20 protein-coding genes are annotated in these 19,618 nt (G+C 69.9%); 10 read left to right on the top strand and 10 right to left on the bottom strand.

Features of this window, described 5'->3' with window-relative positions; genetic code table 11:
* Nucleotide 1: 1 nt before the first annotated feature.
* From EW117_RS09940 to EW117_RS09910, 8 genes are all read right to left on the bottom strand, one after another.
* Nucleotides 2-799 carry an ABC transporter ATP-binding protein gene (locus tag EW117_RS09940; RefSeq protein ID WP_129786191.1) on the bottom strand — a complete coding sequence of 266 codons (798 nt, stop codon included), beginning with the start codon at nucleotides 797-799 and terminating at the stop codon, nucleotides 2-4.
* Nucleotides 796-1,665 (bottom strand): ABC transporter permease, encoded by an 870-nt coding sequence (locus EW117_RS09935; protein WP_129786189.1) that lies wholly within the window; start codon nucleotides 1,663-1,665, stop codon nucleotides 796-798. The genes EW117_RS09940 and EW117_RS09935 overlap by 4 nt, the downstream gene beginning before the upstream one ends.
* A 5-nt stretch (nucleotides 1,666-1,670) precedes the next feature.
* Nucleotides 1,671-3,080, bottom strand: coding sequence for an ABC transporter substrate-binding protein (locus tag EW117_RS09930; RefSeq protein ID WP_129786187.1), 1,410 nt, complete (start codon nucleotides 3,078-3,080; stop codon nucleotides 1,671-1,673).
* A 10-nt stretch (nucleotides 3,081-3,090) separates the two neighbouring features.
* Nucleotides 3,091-3,318: a 4Fe-4S dicluster domain-containing protein gene (locus EW117_RS09925; RefSeq protein ID WP_129786185.1), complete on the bottom strand. Its 228-nt coding sequence runs from the start codon at nucleotides 3,316-3,318 to the stop codon at nucleotides 3,091-3,093.
* 12 nt (nucleotides 3,319-3,330) lie between these two features.
* On the bottom strand, nucleotides 3,331-4,248 hold the full coding sequence (locus EW117_RS29725) for a HEAT repeat domain-containing protein (RefSeq protein ID WP_207211830.1): 918 nt from the start codon (nucleotides 4,246-4,248) through the stop codon (nucleotides 3,331-3,333).
* A complete protein-coding gene (locus EW117_RS09920) occupies nucleotides 4,245-6,014 on the bottom strand; it encodes a fumarate reductase/succinate dehydrogenase flavoprotein subunit (protein WP_207211829.1) in 1,770 nt (589 codons plus the stop codon). The genes EW117_RS29725 and EW117_RS09920 overlap by 4 nt, the downstream gene beginning before the upstream one ends.
* Nucleotides 6,015-6,017: 3 nt before the next feature.
* On the bottom strand, nucleotides 6,018-6,809 hold the full coding sequence (locus tag EW117_RS09915; protein WP_165362620.1) for a GntR family transcriptional regulator: 792 nt from the start codon (nucleotides 6,807-6,809) through the stop codon (nucleotides 6,018-6,020).
* Between the two features lie 171 nt (nucleotides 6,810-6,980).
* On the bottom strand, nucleotides 6,981-8,036 hold the full coding sequence (locus EW117_RS09910; RefSeq protein WP_129786181.1) for a YeiH family protein: 1,056 nt from the start codon (nucleotides 8,034-8,036) through the stop codon (nucleotides 6,981-6,983).
* An 11-nt stretch (nucleotides 8,037-8,047) separates the two neighbouring features.
* Here EW117_RS09910 and EW117_RS09905 point away from each other — a divergent pair, with 11 nt between their 5' ends.
* The 6 genes from EW117_RS09905 to EW117_RS09880 all read left to right on the top strand — a co-directional run bounded on the left by EW117_RS09905 (nucleotide 8,048) and on the right by EW117_RS09880 (nucleotide 14,156).
* Nucleotides 8,048-8,947: a LysR family transcriptional regulator gene (locus EW117_RS09905; RefSeq protein ID WP_129786179.1), complete on the top strand. Its 900-nt coding sequence runs from the start codon at nucleotides 8,048-8,050 to the stop codon at nucleotides 8,945-8,947.
* A gap of 24 nt (nucleotides 8,948-8,971) precedes the next feature.
* Nucleotides 8,972-9,703, top strand: coding sequence for a GntR family transcriptional regulator (locus tag EW117_RS09900; protein WP_207211828.1), 732 nt, complete (start codon nucleotides 8,972-8,974; stop codon nucleotides 9,701-9,703).
* Nucleotides 9,700-10,428 (top strand): TSUP family transporter, encoded by a 729-nt coding sequence (locus EW117_RS09895; protein ID WP_129786175.1) that lies wholly within the window; start codon nucleotides 9,700-9,702, stop codon nucleotides 10,426-10,428. Before EW117_RS09900 ends, EW117_RS09895 begins: the two co-directional genes overlap by 4 nt.
* Before the next feature lie 125 nt (nucleotides 10,429-10,553).
* Nucleotides 10,554-11,987, top strand: a complete 1,434-nt coding sequence (locus EW117_RS09890; protein WP_129786173.1) for a serine hydrolase domain-containing protein — start codon at nucleotides 10,554-10,556, stop codon at nucleotides 11,985-11,987.
* A gap of 97 nt (nucleotides 11,988-12,084) precedes the next feature.
* Nucleotides 12,085-13,005: an ABC transporter ATP-binding protein gene (locus EW117_RS09885; RefSeq protein WP_165362619.1), complete on the top strand. Its 921-nt coding sequence runs from the start codon at nucleotides 12,085-12,087 to the stop codon at nucleotides 13,003-13,005.
* On the top strand, nucleotides 13,002-14,156 hold the full coding sequence (locus tag EW117_RS09880) for an ABC transporter permease (protein WP_129786171.1): 1,155 nt from the start codon (nucleotides 13,002-13,004) through the stop codon (nucleotides 14,154-14,156). Before EW117_RS09885 ends, EW117_RS09880 begins: the two co-directional genes overlap by 4 nt.
* A gap of 11 nt (nucleotides 14,157-14,167) precedes the next feature.
* Here EW117_RS09880 and EW117_RS09875 read toward each other — a convergent pair whose 3' ends face one another.
* Nucleotides 14,168-14,737 carry a DUF5063 domain-containing protein gene (locus EW117_RS09875; RefSeq protein WP_129786169.1) on the bottom strand — a complete coding sequence of 190 codons (570 nt, stop codon included), beginning with the start codon at nucleotides 14,735-14,737 and terminating at the stop codon, nucleotides 14,168-14,170.
* A gap of 11 nt (nucleotides 14,738-14,748) precedes the next feature.
* A complete protein-coding gene (gene recR, locus EW117_RS09870; RefSeq protein ID WP_129786167.1) occupies nucleotides 14,749-15,354 on the bottom strand; it encodes a recombination mediator RecR in 606 nt (201 codons plus the stop codon).
* 60 nt (nucleotides 15,355-15,414) lie between these two features.
* Between recR and EW117_RS09865 the strand changes: the two genes are divergently transcribed.
* The 4 genes from EW117_RS09865 to EW117_RS09850 all read left to right on the top strand — a co-directional run bounded on the left by EW117_RS09865 (nucleotide 15,415) and on the right by EW117_RS09850 (nucleotide 19,517).
* Nucleotides 15,415-16,167 (top strand): YqjF family protein, encoded by a 753-nt coding sequence (locus EW117_RS09865; RefSeq protein ID WP_242504201.1) that lies wholly within the window; start codon nucleotides 15,415-15,417, stop codon nucleotides 16,165-16,167.
* A gap of 63 nt (nucleotides 16,168-16,230) precedes the next feature.
* Entirely contained in the window at nucleotides 16,231-17,004 is a 774-nt protein-coding gene (locus tag EW117_RS09860; protein WP_129786165.1) for a TSUP family transporter, read from the top strand.
* A gap of 127 nt (nucleotides 17,005-17,131) precedes the next feature.
* The gene (locus EW117_RS09855) at nucleotides 17,132-18,409 is read left to right on the top strand and encodes an aspartate kinase (RefSeq protein WP_129786163.1); all 1,278 of its coding nucleotides are present in this window, start codon (nucleotides 17,132-17,134) and stop codon (nucleotides 18,407-18,409) included.
* Between the two features lies 1 nt (nucleotide 18,410).
* Entirely contained in the window at nucleotides 18,411-19,517 is a 1,107-nt protein-coding gene (locus EW117_RS09850; protein WP_129786161.1) for an aspartate-semialdehyde dehydrogenase, read from the top strand.
* Nucleotides 19,518-19,618: the final 101 nt, after the last annotated feature.

Here is a 19,618-nt window from a genome sequence, read left to right as displayed (position 1 = left end):
CTCAGTCCTTCCGGTCTTCGGTGGGAGGGAGCTGCCCATGGCCGAGCAGCGCGAGGATCTCCTTGCCCTGCAGTCCGAACTCGGGTTGCAGCTGGGCGTCGGGATCTCGGGGGTGGGCTACGGCGACGATCCGCGCGATCCGCGCCGGGCGCGGTGTCAGCACGACGACGCGATCCGCGAGGAGCAGGGCTTCGTCGACGTCGTGCGTCACGAAGAGGATGGTGGTGCGTCGCTGCCGCCAGACAGAGATCAGGAGCTCTTGCATGTCGAGCCGCGTCTGGGCATCAAGGGCGCCGAACGGTTCGTCCATGAGCAGCACTCGCGGCTCTGCGGCAAGAGTTCGCGCGAGCTGTACTCGCTGGCGCATGCCGCCGGAGAGCTGCTTGGGCAGGTGATCCGCGAATGGCGTCAGACCCACCTGGTCCAGCAGCTCCAGCACGAGCTGCTTGCGCTCGCGGCGCGGAACCCCGCGCAGGGCCAGCGCGAACTCGACGTTCCGCCGGGCCGTGCGCCACGGCAGCAGTGCATCCTCTTGGAACACCATCGCGCAGTGGGCTTCCGGACCGAGACGGACCAGGCCGTCGATCCTCGCGGCGCCTGCTGCGATCGGCTGCAAGCCCGCGAGAGCCCGCAGGATCGTGGACTTGCCGCAACCCGAAGGGCCGAGGAGCATGACTATCTCACCGGGTGAGACCTTCAGATCGAGGTGGGCGGCGGGCCCGTCCGCGTAGTCGATCCGCATCTTGTCGAGCTCGACGGGCGCGCCGGCGTCGGTCGAAGCGACAACTGCCGAGCTCATCGTGCCTCCCCGGGCAGCCAGCGGTTGACTCGGCGACCGAGGCGCTCGATCAGCCAGGATGTGGTGAATCCCAGCGCTCCGATGGTCAGCATCCCGGCGACGACGCCCGCGTAGTCGAGCAGCGAGTAGGACATCCAGGTCCAGTAGCCGACGCCGAACTGGCCGGAGATCATCTCGGCACTGACGACGCAGATCCAGGCCACCCCCATGCTCACCGACAGACCGGAGAAGATTGCCGGCATCGCTCCCGGGAGCACGATGTGAAAGAGGACCTGCCGCCTGTTGGCGCCGAGGGTCGAGGCCGCGTCCATCCAGACCAGGGGCAGCGTCTTCATCGCGTGCATGGTGGCCACCGTGACCGGAAAGACGGCCGCGAAGAATGTGATGAAGATGATGCCCTGCTCGCTGGTGGGGAACAGCAGGATCGCGAGGGGTACGAGCGCGATCGCGGGGATCGGGCGGGCGATCTCGATCAAGGGGCGTAGCAAGGCCGCGACGACCTTGGACCGGCCGATCCCGATCCCCACGACGACCCCCACCAGGCTGGCGAGCGCGAAACCGGACAGGATCCTGCCCAGGCTCGAGACGACATGCTGGCGGAACTCGGCCGTCTCGAACTGCACGCGCAGGGAGTGGAAGACATCCAGTGGTCCGGGGACCTTGTCGAACCGAAGCCATGCGATCACGTCGTACGTGGTCAGCAGGTGCCAGGCCAGCACTGCACCGACGATCGGGACGATCGGCAGCGACCTGGCTGCCGCCGCGGCCAGGCGGCCGCCGCGCCCGGGTGATGAAAGTGCTCGCTCGACCGGCGGTGCTTCGGCACCCGGGACGGCCTGGAGCACCCGCTCCTCTGTGGTGGTCATCGCGCTCACACGCCCTCGAGGGCTTCGTCGTACCCCAGCACCTCGGCGCCTGGGTGCTGCGCCGCATAGGCCTCGGCGTCTCCGACCGTGGCGAACGGAAGCAGCTCCTCGGTCGTGCCGAGGGCCGGATCCATCACCCACGTTGCGAACTGCCCGAAGATCCGCGTTCCCGACGCCGCGTCCGGGACGTACAGCGAGCGGTACTCCCCACCTTGGGCGACCAGCATGAGCAGGCACGTGGGCGTAGCTGCGACCTTGGTGGTCGCGCTGTCCGCCGGCCAGGCCTCCGACGCGGTCGCCGCGTCATCGACCGCACGGTCGCAGGCCTCGTCGTGGCCGGTGATCGCCGAGGCGTTCACCGTCTCGGCCTGCACCTTCGCGTAGTCGGCGCCGTAGAGCTCCTTGAGCGGGCCCTCGTCGACGAACGCGTCGACGTCGAGCTCCTCCAGCGAGCCGAGGTTCTTCAGGAACGGCAGGCCCTGCTCGACGGCGTCGACCAGCTGCGGCTTGATGGTCAGGTCGAAGGTGACCGCACCATTGGGACCGTTGTAGAGGTAGACGAGCTCGGGAGGCAGCCCCGTCGCGGCGGCGACCTTCTCCGCGGCCTCGACGGGATGCTCCTGCAGGTACTCGGTCGCCTCCTTTTGTGCTGCGAGGAAGGCCGTCATGACCTCCGGGTTCTCCTCGATGTACTTCTCGTTCGCCACCACCCCGTGGAACGTGGGGACTCCCGTCGTGCCGTTGTGCAGCAGCCTGGCGGTGCCGTCGAAGACCGCCTTCTGCGGGAACGGGACGAACTGCGCCAGCGCGGCAATCTGCTTCGACTCCAGCGAGGTCATGCCCACGGGCGGGTCCTGCCCGAGGATGTCGATGTCCTCGGGAGACATGCCTGCGCCGTCGAGAGCCCGGACGAGGTTGCCGTGCGCAGTCGAACCGAGGCTCGTCGAGACGACCTGGCCCTCCAGATCCTCCAGGGTGGTTGCCTCGGAGTCCTTCGGGACCACGGTCTGGTTGAGCGCGCCGTCCAGGTTGTAGCCGGTGACGCTGACCCACCGGGTCTTGGCAGCTCCGAGCGTCGCCGACTTGGCCCCGTTGACCGACAGCGGGTAGTCGCCCATGGAGCCGATGTCGACCTTTTCGGCGATCATCTCGGCCGTGAGCGGAGGGCCCGAGGCGAAGTCGTGCCAGCTGATCTCGTAGGTCTTTCCCGTCATCTGTGATGCCTCGTCCAGATGCTTCTCGAGCAGCTCCAGCTCGCGCATCAGGGTGCCGGCCGTGACGGTGTTGATGGTCTTGGACTGGTATCCGACGGCCACCATGACGGTGTCATCTGCGGCAGCGACCCCACAGGCAGCGAGTGCTCCGCCTGTGAGGGCGAGCACGGCCGTACGGGCCGCCACTCTGGTGATGTTCATGGACTTCTCCTCAGCGCAGGAGGTAGGGGATGTTCACGGTCACGGCGTCGACGGGGCAGCGGGCGGCGCAGGGGCCGCAGTACCAGCACTCGTCCACGTGCATGTAGGCCTTGCCCGAGTCGGGGTTGATCGCCAGCGAGTCCAGCGGGCACATGTCGACGCAGAGGGTGCACCCATCGATGCACTTCACCTCGTCGATCACGACCGGTACGTCCGAGCGGGATGTTGCTTGAGCCATGGGTGGGTCCTCTCAGGTAGGGAAACCGGTCTCGGCTTCCAGGGCGATGCGGGCGAAGGCGCGGACATCGGCGTCCGCATCTCCCTGGGCGCGAAGCAGTGCCTCGCGCACATCTGGGTTCTCGGCCAGACGCGGAGTCAGGGCCTTGACGGCGGCCTTGCGAACGTCCAGGTTCTGATCAGCGGCAGCGGCGATGAGCGGTTCGACAGCGCCTTCAGCCATCGACTCGATCAGGGCCGTCGCTGCCGCCTGTCGCACCTCCCAGGCGGCGTCCGACAGACCGGCGACAGCGAGCCCGACCGTGTCGTCGGTGCAGCCGGTCTCGCTCAGTGCGTTCAGGGCGGCGGCACGAACCAGGTGGTCACTGTCGTCGTGCATTCGGACAAGCGTGGCGATGCCCCGAGGATCACCGACCGCTCCGACACCGCGGGCCGCGGCGATCCGGATCCGGGGTTCGGGATCCCCCGCCGCGGCAGCGAGACCGTCGAGATCGTCCAGGGAGACGAAACCCAGGACGACCTCCCGGCGGACGCGTGGGTCCGGGTCGGACAGGGAGCGTAGGAGATCGGCGGGCGACGTCAGCCGGTGGCGCCACAGTGCACCGATCGCGGCGCACCGCATTCCTGCGTCAGCGCTGCTCGCCGCGACCTGGAGGTGCGCGATGAACTCCGGACCCGGCCGGAGCACCTCGCGCAGCTCGCGCAGCAGGTCGGCTGCGCGCCGGCGTACCGCGTCGTCCGGGTCGGTCAGTGCCGCCGCGAAGTACGGCGCGGCCTCCGCCCAGTCGTCACCAGCCTCGCTGAGAACCGTGAGCGCGGTCCTGCGGACCTCGGGATCGTCGCTCTTGAGATAGGGCTCCAGCTCCTGCGCGGACGGCGCCTCGTCGACGAGCTCGAGCAGGGCGAGGATGCGCGCGTTCGGGGCGCTCATCGCCATGCCTCCGCGAGCTCGACTCCCTGCGGGGCGAGCTCGTCCGGAACACCGTCGGGTCGCTCGAACCCCGGCACGGGAACGATGTAGGGGGCCACGGGTCGCCTGGCGAACTTCATTCCCCCGCTTCCGGCGTCCTTGCTGAGGTTGAGGTGGCAGAACCAGCTCGCGTCGTCCTGCGCAGGGATGTCGTCGCGCGCGTGGTAGAGCCCCCACCGGCTCTCGGTGCGCTCGAGCGAGGACCGGGCCGCCATCTCCGCGCAGTCCCGGATGAAGCTGACCTCGGCGCAACGCATCAGCTCATGTGGCGTGCGGGCGCCCATCTGAGCGATGTCGGTTCGCATGCGCTCGAATGCCTCGACGCCCAAGGAGAGGTAGCGCTCGGTCTTGGGAGGTTGCAGGTAGTCGTTGACGAAGCGGCGCAGCTTGTACTCGACCTGCGGCTGCGGCGGACCGTCCGGGTTGGCTGCCGGCCGGTAGATCAGGTCGTGCGCGGCCTCGATCTGATCCTCCGGCAGCTCCGGACGGGAGGCCGACTTGGCGAAGATCGCCGCGTCCTCCCCGGCGATGTCTCCGTACACGAAGGCGCCGATCATGTAGTTGTGCGGGACCAGGGCCATGTCGCCCGCGGCGTACAGCCCCGGAACCGTGGTCCTGGCGTGCTCGTCCACCCAGACACCCGAGGCGGAGTGGCCGCTGCACAGCCCGATCTCCGAGATGTGCATCTCGATGTCACGATCCCGGTAGTTCGTCCCGCGACCCTCGTGGAACGTCCCGCGGGTGGGTCGCTCGGTGGTGTGGAGGATGCCCTCGATCTCACTGATCGTCGCGTCCGGAAGGTGACTGAGCTTCAGGTAGATCGGTCCGCGCGAGCTCTCCAGCTCCCGCTTGACCTCCGCCATCATCTGCCCGGACCAGTAGTCGCAGTCGACGAAGCGGTTGCCTTCGCCGTTGACCGTGTAGCCGCCGAACGGATTGGCCACGTAGGCGCAGGCCGGGCCGTTGTAGTCCTTGATCAACGGGTTGATCTGGAAGCACTCGATGCCTGACAGCTCCGCGCCGGCGTGGTAGGCCATCGCGTAGCCGTCACCGGCGTTCGTGGGGTTCTCGTACGTCCCGTAGAGGTATCCGCTGGCCGGCAGGCCCAGCCGTCCGGCCGCACCGGCTGCGAGGATCACCGCCCCGGCCGACACGGTCACGAACTCGCCGGTCCGGGTGTCGAAGCCGACGGCACCGACCGCCCGCCCGTCCACGGTGAGAACCCGAACCGGCATGAGCCGGTTGGTCATGGTGACGTTGGAACGCACGTTGCGCGACCGCAGCTCGCGGTAGAGGACCTTCTTGACCTCCTTGCCCTCAGGCATGGGGAGGACGTAGCTGCCGGAGCGGTGCACCTTGCGGACTGCGTACTCGTCGTGCTCGTCCTTCTCGAACTTGACGCCGTAGGACTCCAGGCGCTGCACCATCTCGAAGCCTCGGGTGGCGGTCTGGTAGATGGTGCGCTGGTTGACGATGCCGTCGTTTGCGACGGTGATGTCGGCGACGTAGTCCTCGGGGGTCGCCTTTCCTGGGACGACGGCGTTGTTGACGCCGTCCATGCCCATGGCCAAGGCGCCCGAGTGGCGGACGTGTGCCTTCTCCATGATCAGGACGGAGGCGCCGTTGCTGGCCGCCGTCAGCGCGGCCATCGTGCCCGCCGTGCCGCCACCTACGACGAGGACGTCGCACTCGATGCGGCGCCGCTCGGATACTTCGGGAATCTGCATGGCCTAGTCGCTTTCTGTCTGGTGCTCGGGCGTGAAGGGGTTGGCGAGAGGGGTGCGCTCGAGCCAGCTGGCCAGAGTCATCCGGTCGCCCCGGTAGCGCAGGAACTCGAGGTCGACAGGCCGGCCACCGTCGGTGTGCGTCAGTCGCTCGACGAAAAGCAGCGGCGCCCCAGGGCGGATGCGGAGCATCCCCGCCACCACACGGTCGGCGATCATGGCCTCGATCCGCAGGCGTGCGGCGCCGAGCGGCAGGCCGAGCTCGGACTCGATGAGCTCGAAGACGTCACGGTTCTCGAGGTCGAGATCGAGCAGCGGTTCACCGATGTCGGCGGGGAAGTAGCTGGCATCGAGGGACACCGGCTCGCCGTCGAAGAAGCGGACGCGTTCCAGGGAGAGGACGGGCGAACCCGCTTCGATCTGGAGCCGCTCCGCGACCAGGGGCACGGCCGGCACCATCTCGGCCAGGACCACGTCGTTGGTGACGCGGGGCAGCCGGGTCTCGAAGGCCTCCGCCAGGCCCCGAAGCCGGTCGAGGCCATGGACGAGCCTTCCGGCGACGACGAAGGTGCCAGATCCCTGGATGCGGGTGATCAGGCCTTCTTCGCGCAGAAGCGAGAGCACCTCGCGGATGATGTTGCGGCTGGCACAGAACTCCAGGGCGAGGCCGGGCTCCGGCGGGAGGGGCTCTCGACCGTAGACACCTTCGAGGATGCGCGTTCGGAGTACGTCCCGGATCCGGCGCACCGGCCCGGAACGTCGCCCGGTGGGCACCGAGTCATCCCTTGTCGGCTTCATGCGAGGACTCTTGGGGGCGCGCATTACGTGCCCGCGCACCTCCGGTTACCCGACAGTTACGCCAGTCTCACGCGCTCAGAATGGTCGCTGACCTAGGGAAACACGGCGATGGGCGATGATCCGCCGGAAACTGGCGCGCATCCGCCGGGGCGGACTGTGGCCGCACGCACGTCAAGAGCATGCCACCGCGACCACAAGGCCGAGCACGGTGATCAGCGCTGTCGCCCCAGCAGCGACTGCGATACCGGCTCGCCCCCCGGTCAGCAGGGACCGCACTCGCACCGACAGGCCCATGCCGAACATCGCGGCCGCGAGGGTGGCCTGCTGAGCGAAGGCGACACCGGAATGCCACTGCGTCGGGACCCATCCGGTGCTGCGCAGGGCCATGAACGCAATGAAGGCGATCACGAACATCGGAAGCAGCGGAGGCAGCGTTGCCCGGTCGCTGGGCCCCCGTCGGAGCCGCTGATAGACGGAGATCGCAACCACCGCAGGAGCGAGCATCAGGACGCGCGTGAGCTTGACGGTGACCGCGAGGGCCAGCGCCGTGGCGCCCGCACCACTCGCGGCGCCAACCACCTGACCTACCTCGTGGACACTGGCGCCGGCCCACACGCCGAAGGCCGCGTCACCCATGCCGAGGGCGTGCTGCAGGAGCGGGAGCGACACCATGACGATGGTGCCGAAGAGGGTCACCATGCCGATTGCGACTGCCACTTCATCCTCGGAGGCGTCAGCATGCTCCTCGACAGCCGCGATGGCGGAGGCGCCGCAGATCGAGAACCCGGTGCCGAGCAGGAGGCTCATGGATGGCGAGAGGCCCAGACGAAGCCCGAGCCACGTCGTACCGATCAGCGTGACCGCCACCGTGGCGGCGACCAGCAGCACCAGGGAGGTTCCGAGCTGCGACAGGGTCCCCAGCGACAGCGAGAACCCCAGCAGGGCGACGCCCGTCCGCAGCAGCCGCTTCGTCAGTCGTGGTACGTGACCATGCGTGTCGCCCAGCGGCCGCACGTTGCCAAGGACGATGCCGAGGCCGACCGCGGCGGTCAGGACGCCGATCACCGGCGCGCTCCAGTGAATGATCCAGGCAAGAACGGCTCCCCCCGCCAACAAGGTCAGCGCTGCTGCTCGGGCTTGCCATTGCCGACGATCGGTATGTGCCATGCCTGAAGAGTCAGGCGCATGAAGGGAACCCGGTAGAGGGCAGATCCGCATCGTTGCCATACGGTGGGCGCATGGCAGAACTGCCCAACCTCGAGGACCTCCAGCTGCTGCTCGACGTCGTGGAGAAGGGAAGCATCGGCGCCGCGGCCACGGCGCGGGGTCTCTCGCAGCCACAGGCGAGTCGCCGGCTGGCAGACTTCGAGCGCCGCCTCGGCGTCCTTCTGCTCGTGCGAACGAATCGCGGCAGCGACCTCACGGCCGCCGGAAAAGTTGTCGCCGACTGGGCGACGCTGACGGTCACGGCCGCGCAGAACTTCACCCGGTCGGTCGCCGTCCTCCGCGAGACGCGCCGACGTGACGTACGAGCCGGGGTGAGCCTGACGATCGCCGAGCATCTCGCTCCCCAATGGCTCGCCGTACTGCAGCGGGAGAGGCCGGATCTTGCACCTTCCCTGACGGTCAACAACTCGGCGGGCGTGGCTGACCTGGTCCGCAGCGGTACGTGTGATGTGGGCTTCGTCGAGACGTCGACCCGCTACGCCGGGCTCAGCCGTTGCCGGCTGGGCGGCGATCGCCTCGTCGTCGCGGTGGCACCGAACCACCCGTGGGCCTCCGCGCGGTCGATCACGGCAGCCCAGCTGGGAGCGGCGGGCCTGCTCGTGCGTGAACCCGGGTCCGGCACCCGCGACACCCTGGAAGCGGCGCTTGACCAGCGGGGGGTGCCGCTGCTGCCCGGCCCGACCCTGGCTTCGAACTACGCGCTCAAGGCGTCCGCGGCGGCGGGCTTGGGTCCCGTGGTCCTGTCAGAGCTCAGCCTGAGGCAGGAGCTGCAGACCGGCGTCCTGCACCAGGTCCAGGTGAGCGACATCGACCTGAGCCGCGAGTTCTGGATCGTCTGGCGCGAGCGGGAGGCGCTGACCCCTGCTGCCAGCGCCCTCGTCAGCGTCGCCGGCCAGACATTCGGCGGCTAGTCATTATGTTGTTATACTAACCTGGTGTCGAGACAACCGCTCTACGCTCAGATCGAAGATGCGCTCCTGGCCAGGATCGCCACCGGCCTGGCCCCTGGAGACCGGCTGCCGACCGAGGACCAGCTGATCGGGGAGTTCGGCGCGAGTCGCATCACCGTCCGGCGTGCCGTTCAGAACCTTGTGGCCCGAGGTGTCGTCGTGACGCAGCAGGGACGGGGCACCTTCGTTGCCGAGCGGCAGCTCGAGCAGCCCCTCACCGCGCTCACCGGTTTCGTCGAGGACATGGCGGCCTTGGGCCTCGGAGCCTCCGCGGAACTGGTCACGGCCGAGACGGTGCCGGCCTCCCCCGCGGTCGCGGCCCAGCTCGACCTGCTGACGGGATCCCCGGTCGACTTCATCGAACGGGTGCGGCTGGCAGAAGGACGACCGGTCTCCTTCGACCAGACCTGGCTCCCCAGTGGGATCGCCGAGGGCGTGGTCCGCGAAGACCTCGAGAACGAGCCGATCTTCACCCTGCTGGAAGAGAAGCACGGCATCCCGCTGCGCGAGGCGACCTACCGCCTGCGCGCGACCAGCGCCACGGAGCACGTCGGAGAACACCTGCAGATCGCACCTGGAGAACCCATCCTGCTGGTCGAGCGCACCACGTTCACCATCGGTCAGAAGCCCATCGACTACGAGCTCCTGCACTACCGGGGCGACGCCATCACCTTCGTGACGAGCCTGAGTCGCCCCGCGGCCGGGGCAGACAGATGACGGAGGCTGTTGGCCTGGCGGCTGTGTGCCTCGCCGTGGCGATCGGGGCTACCGCCCAGCGGATCACCGGCATCGGGATCGCCCTGGTGAGCGCACCCGGGCTGGTGCTGATGTTCGGGCCGTTGACCGCGGTGCCCCTGTGCAACCTGATGGCCCTGCTTCTCAACGTAGGGATTCTGCTGACCTCCCCGGGCAAGATCGAGTGGCGACGGGCAGCCACCATGGCGGCCGGGTCGGCGGTCGTCATCCTGGCGCTCTCCCCCCTCGTGCAGCGCGCAGACCAGGCGCTCCTGCAGGCCACGATCGGGGTGGCGGTTCTCGTCGCCATCGCGCTGACCTTCTGGCTGAGAACCCGGGGCAGGCCGTCCGGTGACTCGATGCTGGCGCGGTTGTTCGCCGGTGCCAGCGCGGGAGGCCTCGGGGCGGCCGCGGGCCTGAGCGGTCCACCGCTGGCGATCTACGCGGTGCGCACCGGCTGGGCCGGGCCGACCTTCGTCCCGACGCTCCAAGGCGTCTCGGCCGTCATCAATGTCATTGCCGTGGCAGCGGCTCCGCGGATCTCGATCCCGCCCCTGTCGTGGGTCGTGCTCATCGGGGCGCTGGGAGCGGGCGCAGTTGCGGGCGCCCTGCTCGCGCCTCGAGCCGACCCCCGCATGATCCAGACGGCGGCGCTCATGCTCGCTGCCGTCGGGGCGATCGTCACTCTCGTCGTTGCGCTGACATGACCGCCCTTGCCGAAGAACGACGAGCCGGCCGGTCGCGAGCCCTGACCGCATGGCGGGCTCCTGTTTCAGCGGCGCGCCGAGTGGGAAAGAATGTCGCGTCGCCGAGTGAAAGGACGTGCTCCAGCATGTCGCGGATCCTGCCCCGGTCCACCCCCTTGGCCGAGGGGGTCGATCCCGCAGCGGTGCGGCGCCTCGTCGACCACCTGGACCGCCTCGAGGACGTGCACAGCGTCATGGTGGTGCGGCACGGCCGGGTGATCGCCGAGAGCTGGTGGCACCCGCACACCGCCGGCCGCCCGCACACGATGTTCTCGGTGAGCAAGAGCTTCACGTCGACCGCCGTCGGGATCGCGGTCCAGGAGGGGCTGCTCACCCTGGACGACCGGGTGATCGACCTCCTGCCGGACGACGCCCCCGCCGACCCGAGCGAGCAGCTGCGCGCCATGCGCGTGCGCGACCTGCTGACCATGACGACCGGCCACAGCGCCTCGACCATGGAGGGCATCGACCGCACCATCTCGCTGCCGGGCTCGGGCTGGGCCCGCGCCATCCTGGCGCAGCCCGTGGAGCACGAGCCGGGCACCCATTTCGTCTACAACACCGGCGCGACCTACCTGCTGTCGGCGATCCTGCACCGGCTCACCGGGGAGCGGCTGCTCGACTACCTCACGCCGCGGCTGCTGGCGCCGCTCGGTATCACGCACGCGGCATGGGAGCAGGACCCGGACGGCATCGACACCGGCGGCTTCGGGTTGTCGATCACGACCGAGGAGATGGCGGCGTTCGGCCAGCTGTACCTGCAGGGCGGCGTCTGGGCGGGCGAGCAGCTCGTGCCCGCCCAGTGGGTGGTGGAGGCGTCGGCGAAGCAGGTGGCGAACGGCTCGGACGGCTGGTCCGACTGGACCCAGGGCTACGGCTACCAGTTCTGGCAGTGCCGCCACGGGGCCTACCGGGCCGACGGCGCCTTCGGGCAGTACATCGTGGTCTGGCCGGAGAAGGACCTGGTGATCGCCATCACGTCGGGCCTCTCGGACCTGCAGTCCGTGCTCGACGTGGTGTGGGACACGCTGCTGCCCGACGACGCCTGGCCCGACGGCGCCTCGGCCGACCGCGCGGATACCGCCGTCCCGTTCCAGCCCGCGCTGCGCACGCCGGCGGGGGCGGGCTCGACACCGCTCGAGGAGTCGCTGCGGGGCGTGACCTACGAGCTTCAGCCGAGCCAGTGCGACGTCAGCGCGCTGACGCTGGGCCGCGACGCGCACGGCCGCACCGAAGTGGCCTTCACGATCGGCGGGCTGGACCACTTCGTGCGGTTCGGGCACGGCGAGTGGAGCCCGGGGACCTGCTCGCTCCTGGGCGCGCCGGCCGACGTCGCGACCGCCGCGGCCTGGACCGACGAGTCGACGCTGCGCGGCCGGATGGTGTTCCTGGGCACCCCGTTCGAGTGGCGCCTGGAGCTGCGGTTCTCAAGCGACGAGGTGGCCGTGACGATCGACCGGAACGTCTCCTTCGGCGAGCGCGGCCTGTTCAACACGACGGGCAAGGCGCGGCGGGGCTGAGCCGGGCATCCTGACCTGCACTGTCAGACCCAGGTCGGACACAGGTTCATCCCCTGGACCGACGGCTCCGGGCAGTCGGCCACGCTAGGGTCCCGGCATGACACCAGACGGTGGTATCCGCGCGCAGGGCGTGCGGCGTTCGTTCGGGCCGGTGCACGCCGTGGCCGACGTCGACCTGGTCGCCGCACCAGGCCGGGTCACCGCGCTCATCGGTCCCAACGGCTCGGGCAAGACGACCCTTCTGCTCATGCTCGCCGGGCTGCTGACGCCGGACGCCGGCAGCATCCGCGTCGCGGGGGCGGACCCGGTGACCCAGAACTACGTGGCGCGCTCACGGACCGGCTGGATGCCGGACGTCTTCGGCACATGGGACTCCCTCACGGCCCGGGAGGTGCTGACCACCGTCGCCGCCGCGTACCGGATCGACGCGGCCGCCGGCCGGGCCCGCGCGAGCGAGCTCCTCGAGCTCGTGCACCTGTCCGAGCTCGCCGACCAGCCCGCGCACGTCCTGTCTCGCGGGCAGAAGCAGCGGCTCGGCCTGGCCCGCGCCCTCGTGCACGACCCCGACGTCCTGCTCCTGGACGAGCCGGCCTCGGGTCTGGACCCGCGCTCCCGCGTGGACCTGCGGGTGCTGATCCGCCGGCTCGCGGCCGAGGGCAAGACGATCCTGGTCTCCTCGCACGTGCTCACCGAGCTCGACGAGATGGCCGACGACGCGGTGTTCATCTCGCGCGGGCGCACCGTCGCCACGCAGTCCGTGGCCGACGCCGACCGGCCGCGCGAGTGGCGCCTGACCGGGCTGGACACCGACGCGCTCGTGACCTGGCTGGACGACAACGGCACGGCCTACCGCAGGGAGGCCGACGGCCCCGGCCTGCTCGTCGAGCTGACCGGCGACGCCGCGGCCGCGGCGCTGCTGCGGTCCGCGATCGAGGCCGGCATCGACGTGTCGAGCCTCGCCCCCGCGGGCGGCGTGCTGGAGCAGGTCTACCTGGCCCTCGAGGAGGAGCGACGATGAGCGTCGACGTGGAAGTCGTCCCGGCCAAGCCGTCCGACGGCGGGGTGCCCGCCGGGCGCGGCACGTGGTCCCTGTCCTGGCACGGCCTGCGCACCGTCGCGGTGCTCGAGCTGCGTCAGCGCGTGCGGTCCACCCGGTGGAAGGCCGCGCTGATCGTCTGGTTCCTGGTGGTCGGCCTGATCACCCTGCTGACCACCGGTGCGTTCAGCATTCTCGCGGGCAACCAGTACGGTGCCGACGACTCGTACGGCGGCACGGTCTACAGCATCGTCGTCGGCTTCGTGCTGTTCCTCGGGCTGCTCGTGGCGCCAACGCTCTCGTCGGGCGCGATCAACGGCGACCGGAACGCCGGCACGCTCGCGACGCTGCAGGTCACGCTGCTGTCGCCGGCCGAGATCGTGCTCGGCAAGCTCGCAGCGGCCTGGATCGCGGCGCTCGCATTCCTCGTCGCGAGCATCCCGTTCCTCGTCTGGGCGCTGGTCGGCGGCGGCGTGTACTGGGTGGCGCTGCTCACCACCGTGCTCATGCTTGCGGTGGTGCTCGGCGTCGTGTGCGCCATCGGCCTCGGCTTCTCGGCGCTGGTCGGCAAGACGTCGGGCTCGGCGGTGCTGACCTACCTGACCATCGGCGCGATCACCGCGGTCCTGCCGATCCTGTTCGGCCTGCTCGTGCCCGCGACCACCACCACGGAGAGCGTCCGCGTGTGGGACGTCGAACGCGGGTACACCTGGGAGGAGACCACGGCGCCCGAGTGCGAGTGGCAGACCCAGGAGATCGACGTGTGGCACAGCGAGCGCACCTGGTGGCTGCTGGCCCCGAACCCGTTCGTGGTGGTCGCCGACGCGCAGCCCCTCAACGGCGACCCGGAGACGCTCGCCGAGGACGGAAACATGCTCGCCATGCTGCAGTACGGGGTGCGGTACGCCCGGACCGGCAACGACGGGCCGCAGGACTGGTGCAGCGGGTACGTGATGGACAGCGACACCGCCCAGCCCGAGTCCCCGGTGGAGCCGGTGCAGGTGACCGACCAGCTCGTGTGGCCGTGGGGCCTCGGCTTCGATCTGCTGCTCGGCGCGGCCGGTGTGTTCGTCGCGGTGAACCGCCTGCGGGTCCCGACGGGGGAGCTGCCCCAGGGCACCCGGGTCGCCTGACCCGCCGCGGTTCAGGAGTGGAGGGCGTCGTACTCCGCCTCGGCGGCGACGTCGTCCTCCACGTCCAGGCGCACGTGGGCCAGCAGCACCTGCAGTACCCGCAGGGCGGATGCGGCGCGCTCGCCCCACAGCGAGAAGTAGGAGAACTGCCACCACCACAGGGCCTCGATCTCGTGGCCGCTGTCGAAGTGCTGCAGGCCCTTGGCCACGGCCTCGGCGACACAGGCGAGGTCGCCCGACAGCGACGCCGCCCCGACCTCCTCACCCAGCACCGGGTCCACGACCTCGGTGTAGTCGTCGAACCCGTCGAACATCTTGGACAGGGCCTCGCGCAGCGGGTCGAGGTCCGTGTCGGGGCCGGCGTCGGGCTCCCAGCGTTCCTTGGGCACCACGTCCACGATCGCGGCGAGCCGCGCCCCTGCCGCCAGCAGGTCGGACGTCGCCAGGACGAGCAGCGAGAGCTCCGCCCCCGGCATCCCACCGGACGCCACCTGCGTCACTGTCGACAGGAACGTCCGTGACTGCGCGGACACCTGGTCTGCGACCTCGCGGAGGTCCGACCCAGGGGTTATCTCACTCATCGTGGTCCCACCTACTTGTCGTTGCCGATGACGCGGCGGCCTTCGAACGCGCGACCGAGCGTCACTTCGTCCGCGTACTCCAAGTCTCCACCCACGGGGAGACCCGAGGCCAGCCGCGAGACAGTGATACCCATGTGAGCCATCAGTCGGGAAAGATAGGTCGCCGTGGCCTCTCCCTCGACGTTGGGGTCGGTGGCGAGGATGACCTCCTGCACCGTCCCGTCCGCCAGCCGGGCCAGGAGCTCGCTGATGCGCAGGTCGTCCGGGCCGACGTTCTCGATGGGATTGATGGCGCCGCCGAGCACGTGGTAGCGGCCCCGGAACTCCCGGGTGCGCTCGATGGCGACCACGTCCTTGGGTTCCTCCACGACGCAGATCACCTCGTCGCTGCGCCGCGGGTCGAGGCAGATGCGGCAGCGCTCCGACTCCGCCACGTTGCCGCAGAGCTCGCAGAACTGAACGCGCAGCTTCACCTCGGTGAGCGCGTCGACCAGCCGCTTGACCTCCTGGTTGTCGGTCGCGAGCAGGTGGAACGCGATGCGTTGCGCGCTCTTGGGCCCGACGCCGGGTAGCCGGCCGAGCTCGTCGATCAGGTCTTGGACCGCGCCTTCGTACACAAGAGGTCAGCCTACGGGTCGGCACTGACATGCGGACCGCGGGCTGGTACGTTCCCCGGCGTGACAGCAGTGGCGGGACCCGAGGCCAGGACCGGGAAGTTCCTCTCGGCGCAGTGGCGTCGGCTGGTGATGCTCAACTACGAGGCCGAACCCGCCGTCCTGCGGCCGCTCGTACCGCGCGGCGTCGAGCTCGACACGTGGGGCGGCCGGTACTTCGTCAGCGTGGTCGGTTTCCAGTTCCTCGACACCCGCCTGCTCGGCGTCCCGGTCCCGTTCCACCGGGACTTCGACGAGATCAACCTGCGGTTCTACGTGCGTCGCCGGGCCGACGACGGCTGGCGGCGCGGCGTCGTCTTCGTCAAGGAGATCGTGCCGCGCTGGGCCCTGGCCACCGTCGCCCGTGCCGCCTACGGCGAGAAGTACGTGGCCCGGCCGATGCGGCACCGGATCGACCTTGCCGCCGACCGCGACACGCCGGACGGCGTCGTCGAGTACTCGTGGCGCGACGCCGGTGCCTGGCATCATGTCCGGGCCACCACGCAGGGCAGCGCGCAGGCGCTCGTCGACGGCTCCCAGGAGCAGTTCATCACCGAGCACTACTGGGGCTACGCCGCGCAGCGGGGCGGCGGTTCGGTCGAGTACCGGGTCGAGCACCCGAGCTGGCACGTCTGGCAGGCCACCGACCCGGGCCTCGAGTGCGACGTCGAGCAGGTCTACGGCCGGGCGTTCGTCGAGAGCCTCGCCGCCGAACCGGTCTCGGCCTTCATCGCCGACGGCTCGCCGGTCACCGTCCGCCGCGGCACCCGGATGTGAGCGCGCCGTCCTCCTGATCGAGACGCCGCCGGAAAAACGGATCGATTCGCGGACAATGCACCCGTGCCCGAACTCGATCTCCTCACCATCGTCCTGCTCCTGCTCGCCGGCCTCGCCGCCGGGTGGGTCGACGCCGTCGTCGGCGGGGGCGGCCTGATCCAGCTGCCCGCGCTGCTGCTCGTCCCCGGGATCAGCCCCGTGCAGGCCCTGGCGACCAACAAGCTCGGCAGCATCATGGGCACGTCCACCAGCGCCATCACCTACTACCGGCGTGTCCAGCCGGACCTGTGGACCGCAGGCCCGATGGCGCTCGCGGCCCTGGCGGGCGCGTTCGGCGGTGCGATCGGCGCGTCCTACATCCCGGCCCCGCTCTTCAAGCCGATCATCCTCGTGGTGCTCGTCGGCGTGCTGGTCTGGACGCTGCTCAAGCCGAACGTCGGCCAGCACGACAACCTGCGGTGGGTCGGCAACGGGCACAAGCGGATCGCCGCCGTGATCGGCCTGCTGATCGGCGCGTACGACGGGCTGCTCGGCCCCGGGACGGGCACCTTCCTGGTCATCAGCCTCGTGAGCGCCCTCGGGTACTCGTTCCTCCCGGCGTCGGCGATCGCGAAGATCGTCAACTTCGCGACCAACGCGGGTGCCCTGATCTTCTTCGTGCCGAGCGGAGCCGTCATCTGGAGCCTGGGTCTCGGGCTCGGAGTGGCCAACCTGATCGGCGCCTACATCGGCGCCCGGATGGCCGTCGCCAAGGGCTCGAAGTTCGTCCGCGTGGTGTTCGTGGTCGTGGTGGGCGCCCTGATCGCCCGCCTGGCCTGGGACGTCTTCGCCGGATAGGCCGCACCGTCCCGCACGGTGAACATCACAGCCGCCCGGGATGCCCGCCGTCGTACCATCAATGCGCAAACCCAACCACCCGGCGGGCCGTTGAAAGAGACGGAGGCCGGCAACGGAAGGCAGGCGCATGGCACTTGTCGTGCAGAAGTACGGTGGATCCTCAGTCGGGGACGCGCGCAGCGTGAAGCGCGTCGCGAAGCGGATCGCCGAGGCGAAGCGAGCGGGCAACGACGTAGTGGTCGTGGTGAGCGCCATGGGCGACACCACCGACGAGCTCCTCGACCTCGCACAGCAGATCACCCCGCTCCCGCCCAAGCGGGAGCTCGACATCCTCCTCACCGCCGGCGAACGCATCTCGATGTCGCTCCTGGCGATGGCGATCACCAACCTGGGCGTGAAGGCCAAGTCCTACACGGGCCAGCAGGCAGGCGTCATCACCGACGCCGTGCACGGGCGGGCGCGGATCGTCGACGTCGTGCCCCACCGCATCCGCGAGACGCTGGACAGGGGGCAGGTCGCCATCGTGGCCGGTTTCCAGGGCGTCACCGAGTCCACGAACGACGTCACCACCCTCGGCCGCGGCGGCTCCGACACGACCGCCGTGGCGCTCGCGGCCGGCCTGGATGCCGACGTCTGCGAGATCTACACCGACGTCGACGGCGTGTTCACCGCCGACCCGCGCATCGTGCCCGCCGCGCGGAAGATCGATCAGGTCTCCTACGAGGAGATGCTGGAGCTCGCGGCCTGCGGCGCCAAGGTGCTCGCGCTGCGCAGCGTGGAGTACGCCCGCCGGTACGGCGTGCCGGTGCACGTCCGCAGCTCGTTCAGCGCCCACGACGGCACGCTCGTGGTCGCGGCAGACAAGAAGTCGAAGGAGAACGCCATGGAAGCCCCGATCATCTCCGGTGTCGCGCACGACCGTTCTGAGTCCAAGATCACCGTGATCGGCGTGCCGGACGTCCCCGGCATGGCCGCCCGTATCTTCGAGGTGGTGGCCGGCGCGGGCGCGAACATCGACATGATCGTGCAGAACGTGTCGGCGGCGGCCACGGGCCTCACCGACATCTCGTTCACGTTGCCCGATGGCGACGGCCCCGCCACCATGGCCGCCCTCACCGCGGTGCAGAGCGAGCTGGCCTTCGACTCGCTGCAGTTCGACGACCAGATCGGCAAGCTGTCGCTCGTGGGCGCCGGCATGAAGTCCCACCCGGGCGTCTCGGCGCGGCTCTTCGGCGCCCTGCGGGACGCCGGCATCAACATCGAGATGATCTCCACCTCGGAGATCCGCATCTCGGTGGTCACCCGCGCGGACTCCCTGGACGACGCCGTGCGCGCCGTGCACACCGCGTTCGAGCTCGACGGCGTCGACGGCGAAGCAGTCGTCTACGCGGGAACGGGGCGCTGACATGGTCACCATCTCCGAGTACGGCGTGAACGTCGCCGTCGTCGGCGCCACCGGTCAGGTGGGCGGCGTGATGCGCCGCCTGCTGCAGGAGCGGGAGTTCCCCGTCGCGTCGATCCGGTTCTTCGCGTCCGCCCGCTCGGCGGGCACCACCCTGCCGTTCGCCGGGGTGGACGTGCCGGTCGAGGACGTCGCGGCGACCGCCACCGGCGACCTCGCCGACATCGACATCGCCGTCTTCTCCGCGGGCGGCGGTACCTCCCGCGAGCACGCGCCGCGGTTCGCCGAGGCGGGCGCCGTCGTCGTCGACAACTCGTCGGCGTGGCGGCGCGACCCCGAGGTCCCGCTCGTGGTGTCCGAGGTGAACCCGGAGGCGATCACGGACGCCGGCAAGGGCATCATCGCCAACCCGAACTGCACCACGATGGCCGCGATGCCGGTGCTCTCGCCGCTGGCGCAGGCGGCGGGGCTGGAGCGGCTGCGCGTGGCGACCTACCAGGCGGTGTCCGGCTCGGGCCTGACCGGGGTGGCCGAGCTGGCCGGCCAGGTGCGGGCCGCCGTGGGGCAGGAGATCGAGGGCCTGGTGCACGACGGCGGAGCGGTGGACCTGCCCGACCCCAAGGCCTACGTGGCGCCCATCGCGTTCAACGTGCTGCCGTTCGCCGGCAACCTGGTCGACGACGGCTCGGGCGAGACCGACGAGGAGCAGAAGCTCCGCAACGAGTCCCGCAAGATCTTGGGCCTGCCCGACCTGGCCGTGGCGGGCACCTGCGTGCGGGTGCCCGTGTTCACGGGGCACTCGCTGTCGATCCACGCGGAGTTCGCGCGGCCCATCACCCCGGACGAGGCCCGCAAGCTCTTGGCCGACGCCCCGGGCGTCCAGCTGGCCGATGTCCCGACGCCGCTCGCGGCGGCCGGCATCGACCCGTCCCTGGTGGGCCGTATCAGGCAGGACCAGTCCGTCCCGGACGGCCGGGGCCTGGTCCTCTTCGTCAGCAGCGACAACCTCCGCAAGGGCGCAGCCCTGAACACCATCCAGATCGCCGAGCTCATCGCGGCGGACCTGGCCGAGCTGCAGACGCTCGACATCGCGGAGGCGGCGGACACATAGGGCGTAGCCCGGCAGTCGCCCTACGACGCCGAGGTGGAACGTGTGCCGGACACACGCTCTACCTCGGCGTCTGTCGTTCCCCGAAGTAGAGCGTGGGACCG

This window comes from Promicromonospora panici (assembly GCF_900608595.1).
GTDB lineage: Bacteria > Actinomycetota > Actinomycetes > Actinomycetales > Cellulomonadaceae > Promicromonospora > Promicromonospora panici.
The sequence above is the reverse complement of the archived record's forward strand: the minus strand, read 5'-3'. Positions and strand labels throughout refer to the sequence as shown.

Excerpts from the sequence above, each read along its gene's own strand:
- EW117_RS09895 (WP_129786175.1), top strand. The coding sequence starts at position 9,700 with ATGACGGAGGCTGTTGGCCTGGCGGCTGTGTGCCTCGCCGTGGCGATC.
- EW117_RS09935 (WP_129786189.1), bottom strand. The coding sequence starts at position 1,665 with ATGACCACCACAGAGGAGCGGGTGCTCCAGGCCGTCCCGGGTGCCGAA.
- EW117_RS09915 (WP_165362620.1), bottom strand. The coding sequence starts at position 6,809 with ATGAAGCCGACAAGGGATGACTCGGTGCCCACCGGGCGACGTTCCGGG.
- EW117_RS09885 (WP_165362619.1), top strand. The coding sequence starts at position 12,085 with ATGACACCAGACGGTGGTATCCGCGCGCAGGGCGTGCGGCGTTCGTTC.
- EW117_RS09850 (WP_129786161.1), top strand. The coding sequence starts at position 18,411 with ATGGTCACCATCTCCGAGTACGGCGTGAACGTCGCCGTCGTCGGCGCC.
- EW117_RS09875 (WP_129786169.1), bottom strand. The coding sequence starts at position 14,737 with ATGAGTGAGATAACCCCTGGGTCGGACCTCCGCGAGGTCGCAGACCAG.
- EW117_RS09880 (WP_129786171.1), top strand. The coding sequence starts at position 13,002 with ATGAGCGTCGACGTGGAAGTCGTCCCGGCCAAGCCGTCCGACGGCGGG.
- EW117_RS09905 (WP_129786179.1), top strand. The coding sequence starts at position 8,048 with ATGGCAGAACTGCCCAACCTCGAGGACCTCCAGCTGCTGCTCGACGTC.
- EW117_RS29725 (WP_207211830.1), bottom strand. The coding sequence starts at position 4,248 with ATGAGCGCCCCGAACGCGCGCATCCTCGCCCTGCTCGAGCTCGTCGAC.
- EW117_RS09910 (WP_129786181.1), bottom strand. The coding sequence starts at position 8,036 with ATGGCAACGATGCGGATCTGCCCTCTACCGGGTTCCCTTCATGCGCCT.
- EW117_RS09890 (WP_129786173.1), top strand. The coding sequence starts at position 10,554 with ATGTCGCGGATCCTGCCCCGGTCCACCCCCTTGGCCGAGGGGGTCGAT.
- EW117_RS09855 (WP_129786163.1), top strand. The coding sequence starts at position 17,132 with ATGGCACTTGTCGTGCAGAAGTACGGTGGATCCTCAGTCGGGGACGCG.
- EW117_RS09925 (WP_129786185.1), bottom strand. The coding sequence starts at position 3,318 with ATGGCTCAAGCAACATCCCGCTCGGACGTACCGGTCGTGATCGACGAG.
- EW117_RS09940 (WP_129786191.1), bottom strand. The coding sequence starts at position 799 with ATGAGCTCGGCAGTTGTCGCTTCGACCGACGCCGGCGCGCCCGTCGAG.
- EW117_RS09920 (WP_207211829.1), bottom strand. The coding sequence starts at position 6,014 with ATGCAGATTCCCGAAGTATCCGAGCGGCGCCGCATCGAGTGCGACGTC.
- EW117_RS09930 (WP_129786187.1), bottom strand. The coding sequence starts at position 3,080 with ATGAACATCACCAGAGTGGCGGCCCGTACGGCCGTGCTCGCCCTCACA.